The sequence below is a fragment of the Pseudomonas sp. 18.1.10 genome (assembly GCF_024655625.1).
In the GTDB taxonomy this organism is placed as follows: domain Bacteria; phylum Pseudomonadota; class Gammaproteobacteria; order Pseudomonadales; family Pseudomonadaceae; genus Aquipseudomonas.
In genome coordinates this window covers 1-20,410 of sequence record NZ_JANLGL010000102.1, presented here as the reverse complement: position 1 = coordinate 20,410, position 20,410 = coordinate 1, and the positions used below count along the sequence as shown (strand labels likewise).

The following is a 20,410-nucleotide window of genomic DNA, read 5'->3' as shown; positions in this document are numbered from 1 at the left end:
CCCCCCCCCCCCCCCCCCCCCCCCCCCCCCCCCCCCCCCCCCCCCCCCCCCACAAAAAAAAACCGCTTCCGGTGAGGGAAGCGGTTTTGTCTATCTACAACAGCGCGATCAGAACAACTTCAGCGCCGGTGCGTCTTCTTTCAACGGCTCGTTCTTCGCGGTCTGCGCGTTCCAGCCACCGCCGAGGGCCTTGTACAGGTTGACCTCGCTGGTGAGCTGCGCCAGGCGGTCGGTTATCAGCGATTGCTGGGCACTGAACAGTTGGCGCTGGGCGTCGAGGAACGTCAGGTTGCTGTCCACGCCAATGCGGTAGCGACGCTCGGCCAGGCGGTAGTAATCCTGGTTGGCGGCGACGAAACCACGCTGGGCTTCCAGCTGTTCCTTGTAGGTCTCACGCGCGGCGAGGCCGTCGGAGACTTCCTGGAAACCGGTCTGGATGGCCTTCTCGTAGGTCGCCACGTTGATCTCTTTCTGGATCTTCGCGTAGTCCAGGCTGGCGCGCAGGCTGCCGGCGTTGAAGATCGGGATGTTGATCTGCGGGGCGAACGACCAGGTGCCCGAGCCGCCTTTGAACAGGCCGCTCAGGTCCGGGCTCAGGGTGCCGGCGTTGGCCGTCAAACTGATGCTCGGGAAGAACGCTGCACGGGCGGCGCCGATGTTGGCGTTGGCGGCCTTGAGGTTGTACTCGGCTTGCAGGATGTCGGGACGACGTTGCAGCAGGTCCGAGGGCAACCCGGCTGGCACTTCGCTGAGCAGGTTGTCGGCCAGTGGCTGGCTGGCGATATTCGCCGGCAGGCCGGTGCCCAGCAGCAGGGTCAGGCTGTTTTCGTCCTGGGCCACCTGGCGGGTGTAACGGGCCAGGGCAACCCGGGCGTTTTCCACCGAGGTGCGCGCCTGGCTGAGGTCGAGGGCCGAAGCCACGCCGACTTCGTTGCTGCGCGAGGTCAGCTTGTAGCTCTGCTCGAAGGCACCGAGGGTGTCCTGGGTCAGCTTGAGCAGCTCTTTGTCAGCCTGCCAGGTCACGTAGGCCGTGGCCACGTTGGCGACCAGGCTGATCTGCGTGCTGCGGCGGGCTTCTTCGGTGGCGAAGTACTTTTGCAGGGCTTCTTCGCTCAGGCTGCGCACCCGGCCGAACAGGTCCAGCTCATACGCGCTGATCCCGAGGGTGGCCGAATACGAGCTGGTGATGCTCGACTCGCCGGTCTGCGAGGCACGCGCCGGCACCCGCTGGCGGCTGCCGCTGCCATTGGCCGAGACGGCCGGGAACAGGTCGGCGCGCTGGATGCGGTACTGCGCGGCATAGGCGTCGATGTTCAGGGCCGCGACACGCAGGTCGCGGTTGTTCTCCAGGGCAACCTGGATCAGCTGTTGCAGGGCAGGGTCATGGAAAAACTGCTTCCAGCCCTGCTCGGCAGCGGCCTGGTTCGGCGCCTGGGCCGACGAATACGCCGGCCCCTGCGGGAACTGAGCGGCCACCGGCGCTTCAGGGCGCTGATAGTCAGGTATCAGCGAGCAGCCACTGAGCACGAAGGCGGTGACGGCTAAGGAAAGGAGCGACTTGCTCATAGGCCAGCCTCTTTATGGGTTTCAGTAGGTTCAGTCTTTTTACGCTCGCCTGCGGCGGACACGGTTGCAAAGAACAGTGGCACCCAGAAGATCGCCAGGACAGTGGCCGTAATCATACCGCCGATAACGCCGGTACCAATCGCGTGCTGGCTGCCTGAGCCGGCGCCCGAGGAAATCGCCAGCGGCAATACGCCGAGGATGAATGCCATGGACGTCATGATGATCGGCCGCAGACGCATGCGAGATGCCTCGATGGCCGCCTCGACAATGCCTTTGCCTTGCTCGTGCAACTCTTTGGCGAATTCGACGATGAGGATGGCGTTTTTCGCCGCCAGGCCCACCGTCACCAACAAGCCCACCTGGAAGAACACGTCGTTGGACAACCCGCGCATGCTCGTGGCGATCAACGCCCCGACCACACCCAGCGGCACGACCAGCACCACCGCAATCGGGATCGACCAGCTTTCGTACAGTGCCGCGAGGCACAGGAACACCACCAGCAGCGACAGCGCGTACAGCGCCGGCGCCTGGGAGCCGGACAGGCGTTCTTCGTACGACAGACCGGTCCACGCGTAGCCGACACCCGCCGGCAATTGCTTGGCGATGCGTTCGACTTCGGCCATGGCGTCACCGGTGCTGTAGCCCGGTGCCGGGGTGCCGAGGATTTCCATCGCCGCTACACCGTTGTAGCGCGAGAGTTTCGGCGAACCGAAGATCCACTTGCCCGAGGAAATGGCCGACATCGGCACCATCTTCCCGGAGTCGCTGCGCACGAACCATTTGTCCAGGTCTTCCGGCGACATACGCCCAGCGGCCTCGCCCTGCACGTACACCTTCTTCACCCGACCACGGTCGATGAAGTCGTTGACGTAGCTGCCACCCAGGGCAATCGCCAGGGTCTGGTTGATGCTCGACAGGGTGATGCCTTGGGCACTGGCCTTCTCGTCGTCAACGGTCAGCTCGTACTGCGGCTCATCGTTCACGCCGTTGGGACGCACGCCTGCGAGGATCTTGCTTTGTGCGGCCATGCCGAGGAACTGGTTACGCGCTTCCATCAGTTTTTCGTGGCCGACGCCGCCCTGGTCTTGCAGGAACACGTCGAAGCCGGTGGCGTTACCCAACTCCAGTACCGACGGCGGCACGATGGCGAACACCATGGCGTCCTTGAAGGCACCGAAGAAGTAACCCTGGGCACGCTTGGCCACTTCGAACACCGACATGGAGGCGTCACGCTCATCCCATGGCTTGAGCATCACGAACGCCAGGCCCGAGCTCTGGCCACGGCCGGCGAAGTTGAAGCCGTTTACGGTAAATACCGATTTCACAGCCTTGCCTTCGCCTGGCTCGCCTTCCTTGTCGTGCAGCAGGAAGGCGCGCATGTCGTCGATGACTTTTTGCGTGCGTTCAGCCGACGAGCCAACCGGGGTTTGCACCTGGGCGAAGATCACGCCCTGGTCTTCTTCCGGGAGGAACGCGCTTGGAATGCGGGTGAACAACCAGACCATGCCGAGGACGATGACCAGGTACACAAAAAACGCCGGGAATTTGTGCTTGATCATGTTGCCCACGCCGCGCTCGTAGCTCAGTACGCCACGGTCGAAGGTGCGGTTGAACCAGCCGAAGAAACCACGCTTGGGTTGGCCGTGCTTTTCCGGGTCGATCGGCTTGAGCATGGTGGCGCACAGGGCCGGGGTGAAGATCAGGGCAACCAGTACCGACAGCGCCATCGCCGAAACAATGGTGATGGAGAACTGTTTGTAGATCACACCGGTGGAGCCGCCGAAGAAGGCCATTGGCAGCAATACCGCCGACAGCACCAGCGCGATACCCACCAGGGCGCCCTGGATCTGGCCCATGGACTTGACCGTCGCCTCCTTGGGCGACAGGTGTTCCTCGGCCATTACCCGCTCGACGTTTTCCACCACGACGATGGCGTCATCCACCAGCAAGCCGATGGCGAGGATCATGCCGAACATGGTCAGGGTGTTGATGGTGAAGCCGAACGCCGCGAGGATGCCGAACGTACCCAGCAATACCACCGGTACCGTCATGGTGGTGATGATGGTGGCGCGGAAGTTCTGCAGGAACAGGAACATCACCAGGAACACCAGCACGATCGCTTCGACCAGGGTGTGCACGACACCGGAGATCGATTCGGTCACCACTGGGGTGGTGTCATACGGCACCACCGCCTTCATGCCTGGCGGGAAGAACGGTTCCAGGGACGCTACCGTCGCGCGGATCGCCTTGGCGGTGTCCAGGGCGTTGGCGCCCGAGGCGAGCTTGATCGCCATACCGGAAGCCGGCTTGCCGTTGAACTGTGCACTGATGCTGTAGTTCTGGCCGCCCAGTTCGATGCGCGCGACATCACGCAGGCGAACTTGCGAACCATCCGCGTTGACCTTCATCAGGATCTTGCCGAACTCTTCTGCGGTTTGCAGACGGGTCTTGCCGATGATGGTCGCGTTCAGCTGGGTGCCGGGCAGGGCAGGCAGGCCGCCCAGTTGGCCGGTGGCCACCTGTACGTTCTGCGCAGCGATGGCGCTGCTGACGTCGACCGGGGTCAACTGGTAGTTGTTCAGCTTGGCCGGGTCGAGCCAGATACGCATGGCGTACTGCGAACCGAAGACCTGGAAGTCACCCACACCCGCCGTCCGGGAAATCGGGTCCTGGATGTTGGACACGATGTAGTTGGACAGGTCGTCCTTGGTCATGCTGCCGTCTTCCGACACCAGACCGATCACCATCAGGAAGTTCTTCACCGACTTGGTCACGCGGATACCCTGCTGCTGCACTTCTTGCGGCAGCAGTGGGGTCGCCAGGTTCAGCTTGTTCTGCACCTGAACCTGGGCGATGTCCGGGTTGGTACCCTGGTTGAACGTCGCGGTGATGGTCATGCTGCCGTCGGAGTTACTGTCCGAGGCGACATAACGCAGGTTGTCGATACCGTTGAGCTGTTGCTCGATGACCTGCACCACGGTGTCCTGCACGGTTTGTGCGGACGCGCCTGGGTAGGTCACCTGGATGTCGATGGCGGTTGGCGCGATGGCCGGGTATTGGTTGATGGGCAACTTCAGGATCGACAGTGCCCCGACCAGCATGATCACCAGGGCAATTACCCAGGCGAAAATGGGACGGTCGATAAAAAATTTCGACATGGATTACTCCCCTTTGCCCGTAGTGGCAGCAGGAGCAGCAACGGTTCCGGCAGGCTTGGCGTTGTCGGCGTCCTTGACCTTGACTTCGATGCCCGGCTTGATGAATTGCAAGCCTTCGGTAATCACGCGGTCACCGGCGTCGAGGCCTTTTTCCACCAGCCAGTAGGCGCCGGACGTGCGGTTGGCAACCAGGGTGCGTTGCTCGACCTTGTTGTCCTTGTTCACCACCAGCGCGGTCGGGATGCCCTTGATGTCGCGGGTCACGCCTTGCTGCGGGGCGAGGATGGCCTTGCTGTTCACACCGGCTTGCAACTGGGCGTGTACGAACATGCCCGGCAGCAGGGTGTGGTCAGGGTTGGGGAACACGGCGCGCAGGGTCACGGAACCGGTGGTCTGGTCAACCGACACTTCGGAAAATTCCAGTTTGCCGTCCTGGTTGTAGTCGGTACCGTCTTCCAGGGTCAGCTTGACCTTGGCGGCATTGGCGCCGGCTTTTTCCAGCTGGCCGCTTTCCAGGTCGCGGCGCAGTTTCAGCATTTCCGCCGAAGACTGGGTGACGTCGACGTAGATCGGGTCCAGTTGCTGGATCACCGCCATGGCATCGGTCTGGCCATTGCTGACCAGCGCACCTTCGGTCACCGAAGAACGGCCGATACGCCCGGAGATCGGCGCGAAAACCTTGGTGTAGCGCACGTTGATCTGCGCGGTTTGCACGTTGGCTTCGGCGGTCATGCGGTTGGCGACGGCGGTGTCGTATTCCTGGCGGCTGACGGCTTGTTCATCGACCAACTGCTTGTAGCGGTCGGAGATGGACTTGGTCTGGGTCAGGCTGGCTTGTGCGCTTTTCAGGGTGGCGTCATACACCGACGGGTCGATCTGGTAGAGCTGTTGCCCTTCCTTCACGTCGCCGCCTTCCTTGAACAGGCGCTTGAGAATGATGCCGTTGACCTGTGGGCGAACTTCCGCAATGCGGTAGGCGGTGGTGCGGCCTGGCAGCTCGGACGTCAGGGTAAAGGCTTGCGGTTGAATAGTGACCACGCCGACCTGAGGGGTTTGAGCGGGCGGAGCCGCTTCTTCCTTTTTACATCCGCTGAGCAGCGATGCCAGGGCGACGGCAGTGACCAGAGCGGTAACAGCTGGCTTAAGTTGCATGAAGATCCTCGGGTCAGGCGCGCAGGGTGCGCACAAGAAATGTGGAAGGGTAAAAAACAAGCTGTGAGTAGATAAGTAGCTTGCTACGCAATATACTTACGTTCACGGTTGTTTGTAAACTCTTGACAGGCTTCGCGGAATGTTGACAAAGCAACGCCCAAAGCCTCGATTTCATTACGTTCGGCACCCACGATGGTGTCGTCCCACAAATATTCAGATGATCGTTAGCGGCTATTAATTGTGCGTTAACAATCGTCCCAAGTGTCCTGATTGAGGTTTTACTGCCATGGTTCGTCGCACCAAAGAGGAAGCTCAGGAAACGCGCAGCCAGATTCTCCAAGCCGCCGAGCAGGCCTTCTATGAGCGCGGTGTGGCGCGCACCACCCTGGCGGACATCGCCGCGTTGGCGGGCGTGACCCGGGGCGCCATCTATTGGCACTTCAGCAACAAGTCCGACTTGCTCCAGGCGTTGCTCGACACGCTGCACGAGCCGCTGGACGAACTGGCCCGGGCCAGCGAGAGCGAAGACGAACTCGACCCGCTCGGCTGCATGCGCAAGCTGTTGATCCATCTGTTTCATCAAGTGGCCCTGGACCCGAAAACCCGGCGCATCAATGAGATTTTGTTTCATAAGTGCGAATTCACCGATGAAATGTGCGACATGCGCCGGCAGCGCCAGACCCACAGCCTAGAGTGCAATTTGCGTATCGGCTTGACCCTGCGCAATGCAGTGCATCGTGGCCAACTACCGGAAAACCTCGACACTACCCGTGGTGCCGTGTGCATTCATGCCTATATCAACGGGCTGATCGGCCAGTGGCTGCTCGTCCCTGACAGCTTCCAATTGCATCAGGATGCCGAGCGCTGGGTTGACGCCGGGCTCGACATGCTGCGCCTGAGCCCTAGCCTGCGCAATTGAGACAAAATGCGTAATTGCATCAGGTTGTGTCAACAGTAAAGCTTAAGGATGGTCAATCGTCCTTCTGCCTTATTTGTGGGGTGACTTTATATACGCGCTGGCCGGGGGTTGATAGGTAGCCGGCTAAGTATTTTGTAGGGATTTTGTTGCAGGGGTGTGAAGGCGTGTTTCCCTCAGGCCAATCAGATTCAGAAGATGGCTGGCTTTTGTGTGGGAGCGGGCTTGCTCGCGAATGCGGTGGGCCAGTCACCGGATATGTATCTGATACACCGTCTTCGCGAGCAAGCCCGCTCCCACACAAGCCCGCTCCCACAGGGGGAGGTGGTGTGCTTCAGAGCGGCATAAAAAAGCCCCGGTTCTTACGAGCCGGGGCTTTTTGCGTTTCAGGCGATCAGATCGCCAGCGTCGGGTAGTCGATATAGCCGACAGGGCCCTTGCTATAGAACGTATCCGGGCGCGGATCGTTGAGCGGCGCATCGGCTTTCAAGCGTGCAGGCAAGTCCGGGTTGGCAATGAACGGTACGCCCCAGGCCACGGCATCCGCCTTGCCTTCGGCCAGCCACGCGTTGGCGCTGGCCTTGGTGAAGCGTTCGTTGGCGATGTACACGCCGCCAAACGCCTTCTTCAATTGCGGGCCGAGGCTGTCGCCGGCTTCTTTCTCGCGGGAGCAGATGAACGCGATGCCACGCTTGCCCAGTTCGCTGGCCACGTAGGTAAAGGTTTCGGCCAGGTTGTCGTCGCCCATGTCGTGGGAGTCGGCACGCGGTGCCAGGTGCACACCCACGCGGCCGGCGCCCCAGACTTCGATGGCGGCGTCGGTCACTTCCAGCAGCAGGCGTGCGCGGTTTTCCAGGGAGCCGCCGTATTGGTCGGTGCGCTGGTTGGTGCTGCTTTGCAGGAACTGGTCGAGCAGGTAGCCGTTGGCGCCGTGGATTTCCACGCCGTCGAAGCCGGCGGCCTTGGCGTTCTCGGCGCCGGTGCGGTAGGCGTCGACGATGTCGGCGATTTCCGCGGTTTCCAGGGCGCGCGGCGTCGGGTAGTCGGCCAGTGGGCGTACCAGGCTGACGTGGCCCTTGGGCTGGATCGCGCTCGGCGCCACCGGGGTTTCGCCGTTCAGGTACGACTCATGGGAGATACGCCCCACATGCCACAGTTGCAGGAAAATCTTGCCACCCGCGCCGTGGATCGCCTTGGTCACGTTGGCCCAGCCACGCACCTGGTCGTTGGACCAGATGCCCGGCGTGTCCGGGTAACCCACGCCCAGCGGCGTCACCGAGGTGGCTTCGCTGAGGATCAGCCCGGCGGAAGCGCGTTGCACGTAGTACTCGGCCATCAGCGCGTTGGGCACGCGACCGGCGTCGGCACGGCAGCGGGTCAGCGGCGCCATGATGATGCGGTTGGACAGTTCCAGGTCGCCCAGTTTGATCGGGTCGAAAATAGTCGTCATGGGATAACACCTTTCTCTTTGAAGTTGATCAGTGGGTCGCAGGGGCCAGGTCGGCGTCGCCGTTCTGACGGAAAGTAATCAGGGTCACCAGCAGCGCGAGGATCGCCAGGGCGCCAGCGGCCAGAGGCACGCTGGTCAGGCCGAAACCGTGGGCAATCACACTGCCGCCGACCCAGGCGCCGAGGGCGTTACCGATGTTGAAGGCGCCGATGTTCAGGGTGGACACCAGGTTCGGCGCCGCCTTGCCAAAGGTCACCACGTTGATTTGCAGCGCCGGCACGGCGGCGAAGGCGGCGGTGGCCCACAGGAACAGGGTGATTTCCGTCGGGATCACGGCAACGCTGGTCCAGGTCAGCGCGGTGGAGATCACCGCCATGCTGATAAACACGCCGATCAAGGTGGCTGCCAGGCGCTTGTCCGCCAGCTTGCCGCCGATGATGTTGCCCAGGGTCAGGCCCAGGCCGATCAGCAACAGGGTCCAGGTCACGCCTTTGGGCGAGATGCCGGTAACGTCGCCCAGCAGCGGCGCGACGTAGGTGAAGAGGGTGAACATCGACGCGGAGAACAGCGCGGTCATGGTCAGCGACAACCAGATGCCGGCACCCTTGAGGGCCGCGAGTTCGGCGCGCATGTCGAGTTTTTCTTCGTCACGCTTGGCCGGCAGGAAGCGGATCAGGCCGATCAGCGCGATGACACCAATCACGGTGACCGCCCAGAACGTCGAGCGCCAGCCCGCGGCCTGGCCCAGTGCGGTGCCCAGCGGCACACCGAGGACGTTGGCCAGGGTCAAGCCGGTGAACATCAAGGCCACGGCCGATGCGCGCTTGTTGGCCGGCACCAGGTTGGCCGCGACCACCGAACCGATCCCGAAGAACGCACCGTGGCACAGCGCGGTGACCACACGGGCAAACATCAGCACGTTGTAGTCACTGGCCAGGGCGCAGAGCAGGTTGCCGACGATAAAGATGCCCATCAACGCCACCAGTGCCGCCTTGCGTGGCAGCTTGGCGGTGGCCAGTGCCATGAACGGCGCACCAATGGCCACGCCGAGGGCGTAGCCGGTGACCAGCCAGCCGGCGCCGGGGATCGACACGCCGAGGTCCGCCGCCACATCGGGCAACAGGCCCATGATGACGAACTCGGTGGTGCCGATGGCGAAGGCGCTCAGGGCCAGGATGAGTAGCGAGAGGGGCATTAGGGTTTCCTTGTTACAGCGGTGCGCTGAGTTCGGTGATGAGCGCATCGAGGAACGCTTGGATGGTTTCCTCGTTGCGTTTGAAAAAGTGCCACTGCCCGGCCTTCTGGCTGCTGATTAACCCCGCGCGTTGCAACGTCGCCAGGTGGGCCGACACGGTGGACTGGGACAAGCCGCAGCGTTGGTCGATCTGTCCGGCACAGATGCCGTATTCGTGGTTGTGCAGTTGCTCGGGGAATTGCACTTTCGGGTCTTTCAGCCAGTTGAGGATGTCTCGCCGTACTGGGTGCGCCAGGGCTTTTATTATTTCGTCGAGGTCGATGGACATGGCAGGTGCTCGGTGTCTTGAAACGTTATATCGCGATGAGGCGAACCTTAAATCGTTGTATCCCGATATGCCAATATGAATTGGGTCTTAAAGCCGCTCAAATCGGTATATCGGGTTATAACGATACGTTGACGGCAGTGCTAAACTGCGCGGCATGAATTATCTCGCACATCTGCACCTGGGCGGCCAACTTCCTGCACAACTGCTGGGCAGCCTCTATGGCGACTTCGTCAAAGGCCGCCTGCAAGGGCAGTTCAACCCGCAAATCGAAGCGGCGATCCAGCTGCACCGATCCATCGACCGCTTTACCGACAGCCACCCGTTGGTGGGGGAGGCGTTGTCGCGCTTCAGCCTCACCCGCAGGCGTTATGCCGGGATCGTCCTCGATGTGTTTTTCGATCACTGCCTGGCGCGGGACTGGGCGCTGTACGCCGACCAGCCGCTGGAGCGCTTCACCGCGCAGGTGTACCGCGTGCTGGCGGCCGAACCGCAGTTACCGGGGCGGCTGGCGCAGATTGCGCCCTGGATGGCGGCGGATGATTGGTTGGGGTCTTATCGCGAGTTTGCGGTGATGGAACAGGTGTTGCGGGGGATTTCGCGGCGGTTGTCGCAGCCTGAGGAACTCGGACATGCCATGCAGGAATTGCGGGTGTTGTATGAACCGCTGAGTGACGACTTCCGAGTGTTCTATCCGCAGCTACAGGCGTTTGCACAAGCTCAACTGACGACTGAGATCTGAATGTGGGAGCGGGCTTGCTCGCGAAAGCGGTGTATCAGACAGCAGATTTGTAACTGACAGACCGCATTCGCGAGCAAGCCCGCTCCCACATTTTGAACTGTGTTCACTTATGTTCAGGCTGCAAATGCTGGCCGAGCCTCCACCTGCTCAGCCTCCGGCACCGGCCCAAACAACACCTTCTGCACCGCCTGCTGCGCCTGATACGCCAACGCCGCACGTTCCTGCCCGGCACAGGCAATCGGCTTGAGCAGATGAATCTCCACATCGCCCTGGTCATTGGCAAACAAGCGCATCAGGTGCGAGAGCAAATCATCATCGCCAATAAACGGTGCCAGCGGGTCGACCTGGCCCTCGCGCAGATAGCGGATCGCCACGGGTTGCAGTGACACATCCGCGTCAATCGCACTGGCCAGCAAACGCCCGTGGAAGGTGCGCAGGCTGCGCCCGTCGGTGGTGGTGCCTTCGGGGAACATCAGCAGCGGGTGCTGTTGCTCCAGATGGCGGGTCATCTGCTTGCGGATCAGCTGGCTGTCGCCCGAGCCGCGACGGATAAACAAGCTACCGGCCTTCGCCGCCAGCCAGCCTGCCACCGGCCAGGTGCGCACTTCGGCCTTGGACAGAAACGACATCGGCGCCACGGCACCGAGCAACGGGATATCCGTCCACGACACGTGATTGCTCACCCACAGCATGGGCTGCGTCGGCAATTCACCGTGCACGCTCACGCGAAAGGGCAGGGCGTTGGTCAACCGTGCCATGAAAAACCGCGACCAGCGCTGGCGCCGCACCATCGAGTTGGCAATGCCCAGGCGCTCGAACAGGCCAAACACACTGGCCATGCTCAAGCCCAGCCCCACCACCACCAGCACGCGGGCAATACGCCCGTACACCCGCAGGCGGCTCATTACATGGCCGCCTTGAAGTGGCGGGCATAACGCGGGCAAAGCTCATCGCGCTTGAGCAGGATGAACACGTCGGCCACCTGGAAATCCTCGTCCCAGCACGGCTCGCCGCAGATCTTCGCGCCCAGGCGCATGTAGGCCTTGAGCAACGGCGGCATTTCCGCGATGACGTTGGACGGCAGGTCCAGGGCCGGCAGGGGTTTCTTCGGTTCGGCGCGCAGGTGTTCGTTGCACAGGTAGCGTTCGCGCAGGCGCTGCATGATCGCGTGGGCCTGGATGCCGCCGTCGTGCATCGGGATGCTCGCGCAACCCATCAGGTAGCTGTAGCCGCCCTGGTTCAGCACTTCGGCCAATTCGCCCCACAACACGGCGATGGTGCCGCCGTTGCGGTAGGCCGGATCGACACAGGTGCGGCCGATTTCCAGGATCGGGCCTTGCAGGTGCAGCAAGCCATGCAGGCTGAATTCTTCTTCACTGTAGAACCGGCCCAGGGTGCTGGCGGCCGCGTGGTCGAGCAAACGGGTAGTGGCCACCAGGCGCCCGCTGTTCAAGTCCCGCACGCCGATGTGGCTGCAGTGAACATCATAGTCATCCATGTCCAGACCCAGTTCCGCGCCTTTCAGCTTGGCGTTGAACTCGCCGCTGAACACGTTGAACCGCAAGGCCTGGGCTTCCTGCAACGCCTGTGCGCCAACCAGGCGTTCGGCTTGCAGACGGCGTTCATTGCCGGTGTCGCTGATGCGGGCGATCTGAGTCATGGCGAGTCTCCGAGTGCCGGCCACGATTTCGGCCGGTCGACTTTGTTGTCCAAACTCAGGCTATGGAGGCCCGGTGTCATCTCCATGAACTTATGGTGACGCTTGAATGACAGCCCCTCCTGTCGCAAATCTGTCATCACCCTCGGCTAGGCTCGCGGGCTTGAATGCCCCCGTTGAGTCCGCGTCCATGGTCAGAGGCTTGTTGTGTGTTGTGCTGTTGTCTGTCACCGCGGCCGCCCACGCCGAAACCTGGCCCGGCAAGGAGTGGGCCAAAGGCACACCGATCGCAGGCCCCGCTGTCGATGCCCTGGACACCTACGCGTTCCCCCCGCGTGATGACGAAACCCGCCAGGGCGTCCGTACCGATGCGCTGCTGGTGATCCGCGATGGTGAAATCATCTATGAGCGTTATGCCGCGCCAACCACGGCCAGCACGCCGCACCTCACGTGGTCTGTCAGTAAAAGCCTGATGGCGACGGTGTTGGGCGTGGCCTATGGCGAAAACCGCTTCAAGCTGACCGATCCCGCCGCGCGTTTCTATCCGCCGATGAAGCAGCATCCCACAGTCACCATGGCTGACCTGTTGCACTGGGCCTCGGGCCTGGACTGGCAGGAAGACTACGAATACGCCCCGCTGAAATCCTCGGTGGTGGCGATGCTCTACACCCGAGGGCGCAGTGATATGGCCGAGTTCGCCGCCGATAGCAACGCCGCCAGCGCGCCGGGCCAGGCGTTCCGCTACTCCAGCGGCGATAGCAACATCCTGTCCGCCACCCTTAAAGGCATGCTCGGCCACAAGGCCTACATGAGTTATCCGTGGGATGCGTTGTTCAAACCATTGGGCATCCGTAATGCCACCTGGGAAACCGACGCCGATGAAACCTTCGTCGCTTCGTCCTACGCCTACCTCACCGCCCGCGACCTGGCGCGTGTCGGTTTGTTGATGGCGCGAGACGGCCGCTGGGGAGAGCAACAATTGCTACCCAAAGACTGGGTCGCCTTCAACCGCCAGCCTTTCGATAAGTACAAAGCCGGACAGGACGAAGCCGCGCCCGGTGGCCATTGGTGGCTCAACAAAGGCCCATCGAGACCCTGGCCCGATGCGCCCGCCGACACCTTCGCCGCCCTCGGCCATTGGGGGCAGGCGCTGTACGTGTTGCCCGCCGAACGCCTGGTGATCGTGCGCTACGGCGATGACCGCGACGGCAGTTACCGCCACAACGAATTGCTCAAGCGCGTGCTGGCGGCGGTGCAGCCATGATCCGGCGTCGGCCGTTTACCAGTCTGCTGCTGGTGTTGTTGCTCGCGCTGGTGGGCTGGGTGTGGCACGAACGGGTCAACCTGCAAGCCTTTCCCGACATCATTGCGGCGTACACGGCCAAGGAGTATTGCTCGTGCCGGTATGTGGCGAACAACCCGGCCGACTATTGCCGGGGTTACGTGAAGCAGTACGTGCCGACCAGCGAGTTCAGCGATAACCCCGAGCGCAGTGAAGTCACTGCCAGCGGCATGGGGCGTACCCACACCGCGCGCTGGCTCGGCGACCGCCAGGGCTGTCGCTTGAACCCCTGACACACCTCATACCCCCTGTGGGAGCGGGCTTGCTCGCGAAAGCGGTGGGTCAGTCAACTATTCAATGTCTGACACTACGCCTTCGCGAGCAAGCCCGCTCCCACACTAGTCTGCATTCACATCGGATTTGCGCCGCTTGTGACATTGCGCTTAAGGTTCGTGCAGGTTTTTCGCCCCACGAGTCTTTAATGTCTATCAAACCCCTGGCCTTCGCCCTGCTGGCCGCCGCTGCCGTGCCTGCCCATGCCGACTGGTACCTGGATAACGAATCTTCACGCCTGTCCTTTGTCACCACCAAGAACACCGACATCGCCGAAGTGCAGCGCTTTTTGGTGTTGCACGGCAAGGTCGACGGCGCTGGCGCCGCGCAGGTGGAAGTGGAGCTGGAGTCGGTCAACAGTGGTATCCCGCTGCGCGACGAACGTATGCGCAATGACCTGTTCCAGATCAAGACCTTCCCCGACGCGCTGATCCGCGCGCAGATCAACCTGCAACCGATCAATGACCTGGCCGCCGGCGCGCAGTTGGAACTGCGCCTGCCCTTGAGCGTGACCCTGCACGGCAAGACGCAGACCTACAGCGCCGAGCTGCTCGCCACGCGCCTGGATGACCGGCGCTTCCAGGTGGTGACCCTGGAGCCGGTGGTGCTGCATGCCGAGGATTTTGATTTGATGCCGGGTGTCGCCAGCTTGCGCAAGGCGGCTGGTCTGGCGTCCATCAGTTTGTCGGTGCCGGTGGGTGCGGTGCTGATCTTCACGGCGCGCTGACCATGAGCGGCGCAGTGTTCCCGTGGCGCAGCGCCAACCGCTTCGAGTTGTTGATCGACGGGCCGAATTTCTTCCCGCAGATGCTGGTGGGCATTGCCCGCGCTGAGCGCCAGGTGGATCTGGAGTTGTACCTGGTGGAAGCCGGGGCCTGTGCCGACGCCTTGGTCCAGGCGCTGGTGCTGGCTGCCGAGCGCGGCGTGCAGGTGCGCTGCCTGTTTGATGACTACGGCAGCCTGGCGTTTACCCTCGGCCTGCGCAAGCGCCTGACCGACGCGGGTGTGGCGCTGCGGTTCTACAATCGCCTCAGCTGGCGGCGGTGGATGCGCAACCTGTACCGCGATCACCGCAAGTTGTTGCTGATCGACCAGCGCAGCGCCTTTGTCGGCGGTACGGGCGTGACCGATGAATTCTGGACCCCGGGCAATGACACGGCCGACTGGCATGAAGTGATGGTGCAGATGGACGGCCCGTTGGTGCAGGACTGGCAGGCGCTGTTCGACCGCCAATGGCACGCCAACGCTGCGCGCCGGGAGTGGAAGCCCGCGACCCGTTTCGGTTTGCCACGCTTGCCCAAGATGCCCGCCACGGGGCCGGGCCTGGGCCGTGTCGCCTATGCCGACGCCCGCCAGCACCGCGACATTTTGCAATCCTTGATCCGCGCGTTGAACAGCGGCCAGCAACGTATCTGGTTGGCCACGCCGTACTTCCTGCCGACCTGGGGCGTACGTCGCGCCTTGCGCCGTGCCGCCGGACGCGGGGTGGATGTGCGCTTGCTGCTCACCGGGCCGCGCACCGATCACCCGTCCGTGCGGTATGCCGGGCACCGGTATTACCCGCGCCTGCTGCGTTCGGGGGTGCAGATCTTTGAATACCAGCCGTGCTTTTTGCACCTGAAAATGGTGCTGGTGGACGATTGGGTCAGTGTGGGGTCGTGCAATTTCGATCACTGGAACCTGCGCTTCAACCTGGACGCCAACCTGGAAGCGTTGGACCCTGAGTTGACGCAGGCAGTGGCGGGCAGTTTCGAGCGGGATTTCGCGCAGAGCCTGGCAGTGAGCCTGGAGGTGTGGCAATCGCGGCCGTTGTGGCGGCGGGTGAAGCAGCGGGTGTGGGGGTGGATTGATCGGTTGGTGGTGAACCTGTTGGATAGACGCGGCTAGTCGGCTCAACTCGATCTAAATGTGGGAGCGGCGGTGCGACGATTCGACTTGCTCGCGAAGGCGGAGTGTCAGTCACCGAAGATGTTGACTGATCCACTGCATTCGCGAGCAAGCCCGCTCCCACATTTTTTAACCGCGTACTGTTTTAGAGCAGCTCAAAGGTCTGCTGCTGCACATCCTGGGAATCCAACCCAATCTGCACATTGAACTCACCCGGCTCTGCCGCGAACTTGAGCTGGGTGTTGTAGAACTTCAAGTCTTCCTCGGTGATGGTGAAGTGCAACGTGCGCTCTTCACCGGCCTTGAGCATGACCTTCTGGAAGTTCTTCAGCTCCTTGATCGGGCGGATCATCGAGCCGGCCACGTCCTGGATATACAGCTGCACCACGGTTTCGCCATCGACCTTGCCGGTGTTTTTCAGGGTGACGCTGGCGTCGAGCTTGCCGGTCTTGTTCAAGGTGGTGGACGACAACGCCATGTCCGACAGGCTGAACGTGGTGTAGCTCAGGCCATAACCAAACGGAAACAGCGGCCCGGTGGTGTCATCGAAGTATTGCGAGGTGTAGTTACCCGGCTTGCCCGGGGTGAACGGCCGGCCAATGGTCAGGTGGTTGTAGTAGGTCGGAATCTGCCCCACCGAACGTGGGAAGGTGATCGGCAGCTTGCCCGACGGGTTGTAGTCGCCAAACAGTACATCGGCGATGGCGTTGCCGCCTTCGGTGCCGGCGAACCAGGTTTCCAGGATCGCGTCGGCCTGTTGGTTTTCTTCCAGGATCGACAGCGGGCGGCCGTTCATCAGCACCAGCACCAACGGCTTGCCGGTGGCTTTCAGGGCCTTTATCAGGTCGCGTTGGCTCTGCGGGATGTTCAGGTCGGTGCGGCTGGAAGATTCGTGGGACATGCCACGGGACTCGCCCACCGCCGCGACGATCACGTCGGCACTCTTGGCGGCTTTCACCGCTTCGTCGATCAACACCTGCGGCGCGCGTTTGTCATCCACCACTTCCGGGGCATCGAAGTTGAGGAAGTTGAGGTAGTCGACCACGGCCTTGTCGTTGGTGATGTTGGCACCACGGGCGTAGATCACTTTGCCTTTTTCACCGATCACCGCGTTCAAGCCGTCCAGCAGGGTGACCGATTGCGCAGGGCGACCAGCGGCGGCCCAGCTGCCCATCATGTCGATCGGGGCCTTGGCCAGCGGGCCGACCAGGGCGATGGTCGCGGACTTTTTCAGCGGCAGCGTTTCGTTCCTGTTTTTCAGCAACACCAGGCTGCGGCGCGCTACGTCGCGGGCGTCGCTGCGGTGCAGGCGGTTGTCGGCGTAGGTGTCGGCCGGGTCATCCTCGGCCTTGCCGATGCGCAGGTACGGGTCCTTGAACAGGCCCATGTCGTACTTGGCGCCGAGCACTTCGCGCACGGCGTTGTCGATGTCGCTCTGTTCGATCTCGCCCGACTTGAGCAGCCCCGGCAATTCCTTGCCGTACAGCGAGTCGTTCATGCTCATGTCGATACCGGCCTTGATCGCCAGTTTCGCGGCTTCACGCCCGTCCTTGGCTACGCCGTGCTTGATAAGCTCGAAAATCGCGCCGTGGTCGCTGACGGTCAGGCCCTTGAAGCCCCAGTCGCGGCGCAGCAAGTCGTTCATCAGCCAGGTGTTGGCGGTGGCGGGCACGCCGTTGATCGAGTTCAGCGCCACCATCACGCCGCCGGAACCGGCCTTGATCGCCGCGTGGTACGGCGGCAGGTAGTCCTGGTACATCTTCACCGGGCTCATATCGACGACGTTGTAGTCGCGGCCGCCTTCCACCGCGCCATACAGGGCGAAGTGCTTGACGCTGGCCATGAGGCTGTCGGCATTCGCCGGGCTTGTGCCCTGGAACGCCTTGACCATCACTTCGGCAATGCGTGAAACCAGGTAGGTGTCCTCGCCGAACCCTTCGGACGTGCGGCCCCAGCGGGGGTCGCGGGAGATATCCACCATCGGCGCAAAGGTGATGTCGAGGCTGTCGGCGGCGGCTTCCTGGGCGGCAATGCGCCCGGAGCGATGGATGGCGTCCATATCCCAGCTGGAGGCCAGGGCCAGGCTGATCGGGAAGATCGTGCGGTGGCCGTGGATCACGTCGTAGGCGAAGAACATCGGGATCTTCAAGCGGCTGCGCATGGCCGCGTCCTGCATCGGACGGTTTTCCGGGCGGGTGATGGAGTTGAACGTGCCACCGATGCGGCCGGCGGCGATTTCCTGGCGGATCAGCTCGCGGGGCATTTCGGGGCCGATGCTGATTAGGCGCAATTGGCCGATCTTTTCATCGAGGGTCATCTGCTTGAGCAGGTCGCTGACAAACGCGTCCTTGTCTTTAAGCGCAGCAGGCTTTGTTTCTGCCCATACGGGGTGACTGGCCAGAGTGGCAACAAGGCCGAGCAAACACAGCTTTTTCATGAATATCCTTTTTCGGCACACTGCCCAGCGAAAACGCGCTGTTCTGCCAAAATGTGGGGGACGTATGTTGTTGTTCGAGTGTTATACCGACAAATGCCGCACACTTCGGAACTCTTATTAGCGGTGGGCATCTTTTTAGCTGATTGATTCGATGCAATCCAGTCGTGGTCGCGGATTATGCCTCACGGCTGCCCAATTCCATCAAGGTTCGCCAGGAGAAACACCATGCAAGCAGCACAAGGTTACCGCTGGGGCTTGAAAACCGCGGCTTTGCTACTGATCGGCAGCGTGCTGAGCGGTTGCGGCATCAACAACATCCCGACCCTCGACGAACAGGCCAAAGCCGCCTGGGGCCAGGTGCAGAACCAGTACCAGCGCCGCGCCGACCTGATCCCCAACCTGGTGGAAGTGGTCAAGGGCTACGCCGCCCATGAGCAAGACACCCTCACCGCCGTGATCGAAGCGCGGGCCAAGGCCACGTCGATCCAGGTGGATGCCAGCACCCTCGACAACCCGGAAAAACTCAAGCAGTTCCAGCAAGCCCAGGACGGCTTGAGCGGTGCCCTCAGCCGGTTGATGGTGGTGTCCGAACGCTACCCGGACCTCAAGGCCAACCAGAACTTCCTGGCCCTGCAATCGCAACTTGAAGGCACCGAAAACCGCATCGCCGTGGCGCGTCGCGACTTTATCCAGGCGGTGCAGGCCTACAACACCGAGATCCGCACCTTCCCCGGCCGTCTGTGGCACAGCGTGATGTACAGCGACTTGCCGATCCGCGCCACGTTTGAAGCCACCAGCGCCGATGCCGATAAAGCACCGCAAGTGAAGTTCAAATAACGCTGCATTGAGGTGTCGATGCGTTTATTACGGATAAGCCTGGCGCTGTGGTTGTTGGCCTGCGTGGGCGTGGCCCAGGCAGCGCTGACGTTCCCGGCGCTGACCGGGCGGGTGGTGGACACTGCCCAGATGATCGACCCGGCCACGCGCGAGCAACTGACCCAGCAATTGCAGGCGCTGGAGCAGACCTCGGGCGACCAGATCGTGGTGGTCACCGTGCCCGACCTGCAAGGCGTGCCCATTGAAGACTTCGGTTATCAACTGGGCCGCCACTGGGGCATCGGCCAGAAGGGCAAGGACAACGGCGCGCTGTTGATCGTCGCCCGCGACGAACGCAAATTGCGCATCGAAGTCGGCTATGGCCTGGAAGGCGTGCTCACCGATGCGCAGTCGTGGGTCATCATCAACCAGGTGATTGCGCCCAAGTTCAAGGCCGGCAACTACAGCCAGGGCATCAGCGACGGCGTGGCGGCGATGGTGCAGGTGGTGGGCGGTGAACCGCTGGCGGTGCCTGCGCATGTGGCGGAGGCCAACTTTGCCAAGGATAATCCGGGGTTTTCCATTGGCCTGTTTATCCTGCTGATCGGCGTGTTGTGGCTGTGCAATCGCCTGGGCCTGCCGGTGGGCGCGATCCTGCTGGCGATCCTCAGCAGCAGCGGTCGCGGTGGCGGTGGGGGCGGCGGCGGTGGTTTCCGCGGCGGCGGTGGCGGCTTCGGCGGCGGCGGGGCATCGGGTGGCTGGTAATGACAATAACTAGAAAAGAGCATCTATAACCATGGCATTACTGACTGAACACGAGCAGCGCCAAGTGGCCGAAGCGATTGCCCGCGTGGAGAAAACCACCGACGCCGAACTGGTGACCGTGCTCGCCGCCCGCGCCGATGACTACGCTTACATCCCGCTGTTGTGGGCGAGTCTGATCGCATTGGTGGTGCCGGGCGTGGTGCATTACCTGTCGGGCTACCTGACCATGTACACCTTGCTGCTGGCGCAATGGGCGACGTTTATCGTGTTGTGCCTGGTGTTTCGCTTGCCCAAGGTCACCACCCGACTGATCCCCCGTTCGGTGCGCCACTGGCGCGCGTCCAACCTGGCGCGGCGCCAGTTCCTGGAGCAGAACCTGCACCACACCCTGGGCAGCACCGGGGTGCTGATCTTTGTCAGCGAAGCGGAACGGTATGTGGAGATCCTGGTGGATGACGGGATTTCCAAGCGCTTGGATGACGGCAGTTGGGATGCCATCGTGCAGGCGTTTACCCAGCAGGTGAAGCAGGGGCAGACGCTGGCCGGGTTTATCGACTGCATCGAGGCGTGTGGCGAGTTGTTGAAGGTGCATGTGCCGGTGACGCAGACGCGTAACGAGCTGCCCAATCGTTTGGTCGTACTCAAGTAATCCAGACAATGCAGTTCTAAATGTGGGAGCGGGCTTGCTCGCGAATGCGGTGGATCAGTTGAAATATCTTTGACTGACAC

18 protein-coding genes are annotated in these 20,410 nt (G+C 62.1%); 9 read left to right on the top strand and 9 right to left on the bottom strand.

Going from position 1 to position 20,410, the window contains the following annotated elements; translation table 11 throughout:
- Nucleotides 1-108 precede the first annotated feature (108 nt).
- Genes adeC through NUV89_RS17700 form a run of 3 tightly spaced genes read right to left on the bottom strand, consistent with a single transcriptional unit; the run spans nt 109 to nt 5,876 of the window.
- A complete protein-coding gene (adeC, locus tag NUV89_RS17710) occupies nt 109-1,566 on the bottom strand; it encodes an AdeC/AdeK/OprM family multidrug efflux complex outer membrane factor (RefSeq protein ID WP_257782326.1) in 1,458 nt (485 codons plus the stop codon).
- Entirely contained in the window at nt 1,563-4,724 is a 3,162-nt protein-coding gene (locus NUV89_RS17705) for an efflux RND transporter permease subunit (protein WP_257782325.1), read from the bottom strand. The genes adeC and NUV89_RS17705 overlap by 4 nt, the downstream gene beginning before the upstream one ends.
- Nucleotides 4,725-4,727: 3 nt before the next feature.
- Nucleotides 4,728-5,876 carry an efflux RND transporter periplasmic adaptor subunit gene (locus NUV89_RS17700; RefSeq protein WP_026136800.1) on the bottom strand — a complete coding sequence of 383 codons (1,149 nt, stop codon included), beginning with the start codon at nt 5,874-5,876 and terminating at the stop codon, nt 4,728-4,730.
- Between the two features lie 286 nt (nt 5,877-6,162).
- On the opposite strand from NUV89_RS17700, the gene NUV89_RS17695 reads away from it, so the two are divergent.
- Nucleotides 6,163-6,795 (top strand): TetR family transcriptional regulator, encoded by a 633-nt coding sequence (locus tag NUV89_RS17695; RefSeq protein WP_124525942.1) that lies wholly within the window; start codon nt 6,163-6,165, stop codon nt 6,793-6,795.
- A gap of 391 nt (nt 6,796-7,186) precedes the next feature.
- Here the strand turns inward: NUV89_RS17695 and NUV89_RS17690 are convergent, their stop codons facing one another.
- From NUV89_RS17690 to NUV89_RS17680, 3 genes are read right to left on the bottom strand one after another with little or no spacing between them, the layout of a single operon-like run.
- Entirely contained in the window at nt 7,187-8,242 is a 1,056-nt protein-coding gene (locus tag NUV89_RS17690; RefSeq protein WP_257782324.1) for an alkene reductase, read from the bottom strand.
- Nucleotides 8,243-8,270: 28 nt separating this feature from the next.
- Entirely contained in the window at nt 8,271-9,437 is a 1,167-nt protein-coding gene (locus tag NUV89_RS17685; protein WP_017736895.1) for an MFS transporter, read from the bottom strand.
- A 13-nt stretch (nt 9,438-9,450) separates the two neighbouring features.
- A complete protein-coding gene (locus NUV89_RS17680; RefSeq protein ID WP_017736896.1) occupies nt 9,451-9,765 on the bottom strand; it encodes a helix-turn-helix transcriptional regulator in 315 nt (104 codons plus the stop codon).
- 154 nt (nt 9,766-9,919) lie between these two features.
- Between NUV89_RS17680 and NUV89_RS17675 the strand changes: the two genes are divergently transcribed.
- Entirely contained in the window at nt 9,920-10,504 is a 585-nt protein-coding gene (locus NUV89_RS17675) for an ACP phosphodiesterase (RefSeq protein WP_257782323.1), read from the top strand.
- Between the two features lie 113 nt (nt 10,505-10,617).
- Here the strand turns inward: NUV89_RS17675 and NUV89_RS17670 are convergent, their stop codons facing one another.
- Complete coding sequence (locus NUV89_RS17670; protein ID WP_257782322.1) at nt 10,618-11,409, bottom strand: 1-acyl-sn-glycerol-3-phosphate acyltransferase; 792 nt, start codon at nt 11,407-11,409, stop codon at nt 10,618-10,620.
- Nucleotides 11,409-12,164 carry an L-ornithine N(alpha)-acyltransferase gene (gene olsB / locus NUV89_RS17665; protein WP_017736899.1) on the bottom strand — a complete coding sequence of 252 codons (756 nt, stop codon included), beginning with the start codon at nt 12,162-12,164 and terminating at the stop codon, nt 11,409-11,411. The genes NUV89_RS17670 and olsB overlap by 1 nt, the downstream gene beginning before the upstream one ends.
- A gap of 187 nt (nt 12,165-12,351) precedes the next feature.
- Between olsB and NUV89_RS17660 the strand changes: the two genes are divergently transcribed.
- From NUV89_RS17660 to NUV89_RS17645, 4 genes are all read left to right on the top strand, one after another.
- Nucleotides 12,352-13,425, top strand: coding sequence for a serine hydrolase (locus NUV89_RS17660; protein ID WP_257782327.1), 1,074 nt, complete (start codon nt 12,352-12,354; stop codon nt 13,423-13,425).
- Nucleotides 13,422-13,736 (top strand): amidase, encoded by a 315-nt coding sequence (locus NUV89_RS17655; protein ID WP_257782321.1) that lies wholly within the window; start codon nt 13,422-13,424, stop codon nt 13,734-13,736. The genes NUV89_RS17660 and NUV89_RS17655 overlap by 4 nt, the downstream gene beginning before the upstream one ends.
- Before the next feature lie 188 nt (nt 13,737-13,924).
- Nucleotides 13,925-14,503, top strand: coding sequence for a YceI family protein (locus NUV89_RS17650; RefSeq protein WP_257782320.1), 579 nt, complete (start codon nt 13,925-13,927; stop codon nt 14,501-14,503).
- A gap of 2 nt (nt 14,504-14,505) precedes the next feature.
- Nucleotides 14,506-15,663: a phosphatidylserine/phosphatidylglycerophosphate/cardiolipin synthase family protein gene (locus NUV89_RS17645; protein ID WP_257782319.1), complete on the top strand. Its 1,158-nt coding sequence runs from the start codon at nt 14,506-14,508 to the stop codon at nt 15,661-15,663.
- Nucleotides 15,664-15,808: 145 nt separating this feature from the next.
- Here the strand turns inward: NUV89_RS17645 and bglX are convergent, their stop codons facing one another.
- Complete coding sequence (gene bglX / locus NUV89_RS17640; protein WP_257782318.1) at nt 15,809-18,100, bottom strand: beta-glucosidase BglX; 2,292 nt, start codon at nt 18,098-18,100, stop codon at nt 15,809-15,811.
- 225 nt (nt 18,101-18,325) lie between these two features.
- Here bglX and NUV89_RS17635 point away from each other — a divergent pair, with 225 nt between their 5' ends.
- The 3 genes from NUV89_RS17635 to NUV89_RS17625 are packed head-to-tail and all read left to right on the top strand — an operon-like array spanning nt 18,326 to nt 20,330.
- Nucleotides 18,326-18,937 (top strand): LemA family protein, encoded by a 612-nt coding sequence (locus tag NUV89_RS17635; protein WP_257782317.1) that lies wholly within the window; start codon nt 18,326-18,328, stop codon nt 18,935-18,937.
- A gap of 18 nt (nt 18,938-18,955) precedes the next feature.
- The gene (locus NUV89_RS17630) at nt 18,956-19,681 is read left to right on the top strand and encodes a YgcG family protein (RefSeq protein WP_257782316.1); all 726 of its coding nucleotides are present in this window, start codon (nt 18,956-18,958) and stop codon (nt 19,679-19,681) included.
- A gap of 31 nt (nt 19,682-19,712) precedes the next feature.
- Nucleotides 19,713-20,330, top strand: coding sequence for a TPM domain-containing protein (locus tag NUV89_RS17625; RefSeq protein ID WP_017737108.1), 618 nt, complete (start codon nt 19,713-19,715; stop codon nt 20,328-20,330).
- Nucleotides 20,331-20,410: the final 80 nt, after the last annotated feature.

What these genes read in the sequence shown, in the direction of transcription:
- adeC (WP_257782326.1), bottom strand. Translation starts at nt 1,566, where the DNA reads ATGAGCAAGTCGCTCCTTTCCTTAGCCGTCACCGCCTTCGTGCTCAGT.
- NUV89_RS17705 (WP_257782325.1), bottom strand. Translation starts at nt 4,724, where the DNA reads ATGTCGAAATTTTTTATCGACCGTCCCATTTTCGCCTGGGTAATTGCC.
- NUV89_RS17700 (WP_026136800.1), bottom strand. Translation starts at nt 5,876, where the DNA reads ATGCAACTTAAGCCAGCTGTTACCGCTCTGGTCACTGCCGTCGCCCTG.
- NUV89_RS17695 (WP_124525942.1), top strand. Translation starts at nt 6,163, where the DNA reads ATGGTTCGTCGCACCAAAGAGGAAGCTCAGGAAACGCGCAGCCAGATT.
- NUV89_RS17690 (WP_257782324.1), bottom strand. Translation starts at nt 8,242, where the DNA reads ATGACGACTATTTTCGACCCGATCAAACTGGGCGACCTGGAACTGTCC.
- NUV89_RS17685 (WP_017736895.1), bottom strand. Translation starts at nt 9,437, where the DNA reads ATGCCCCTCTCGCTACTCATCCTGGCCCTGAGCGCCTTCGCCATCGGC.
- NUV89_RS17680 (WP_017736896.1), bottom strand. Translation starts at nt 9,765, where the DNA reads ATGTCCATCGACCTCGACGAAATAATAAAAGCCCTGGCGCACCCAGTA.
- NUV89_RS17675 (WP_257782323.1), top strand. Translation starts at nt 9,920, where the DNA reads ATGAATTATCTCGCACATCTGCACCTGGGCGGCCAACTTCCTGCACAA.
- NUV89_RS17670 (WP_257782322.1), bottom strand. Translation starts at nt 11,409, where the DNA reads ATGAGCCGCCTGCGGGTGTACGGGCGTATTGCCCGCGTGCTGGTGGTG.
- olsB (WP_017736899.1), bottom strand. Translation starts at nt 12,164, where the DNA reads ATGACTCAGATCGCCCGCATCAGCGACACCGGCAATGAACGCCGTCTG.
- NUV89_RS17660 (WP_257782327.1), top strand. Translation starts at nt 12,352, where the DNA reads ATGGTCAGAGGCTTGTTGTGTGTTGTGCTGTTGTCTGTCACCGCGGCC.
- NUV89_RS17655 (WP_257782321.1), top strand. Translation starts at nt 13,422, where the DNA reads ATGATCCGGCGTCGGCCGTTTACCAGTCTGCTGCTGGTGTTGTTGCTC.
- NUV89_RS17650 (WP_257782320.1), top strand. Translation starts at nt 13,925, where the DNA reads ATGTCTATCAAACCCCTGGCCTTCGCCCTGCTGGCCGCCGCTGCCGTG.
- NUV89_RS17645 (WP_257782319.1), top strand. Translation starts at nt 14,506, where the DNA reads ATGAGCGGCGCAGTGTTCCCGTGGCGCAGCGCCAACCGCTTCGAGTTG.
- bglX (WP_257782318.1), bottom strand. Translation starts at nt 18,100, where the DNA reads ATGAAAAAGCTGTGTTTGCTCGGCCTTGTTGCCACTCTGGCCAGTCAC.
- NUV89_RS17635 (WP_257782317.1), top strand. Translation starts at nt 18,326, where the DNA reads ATGCAAGCAGCACAAGGTTACCGCTGGGGCTTGAAAACCGCGGCTTTG.
- NUV89_RS17630 (WP_257782316.1), top strand. Translation starts at nt 18,956, where the DNA reads ATGCGTTTATTACGGATAAGCCTGGCGCTGTGGTTGTTGGCCTGCGTG.
- NUV89_RS17625 (WP_017737108.1), top strand. Translation starts at nt 19,713, where the DNA reads ATGGCATTACTGACTGAACACGAGCAGCGCCAAGTGGCCGAAGCGATT.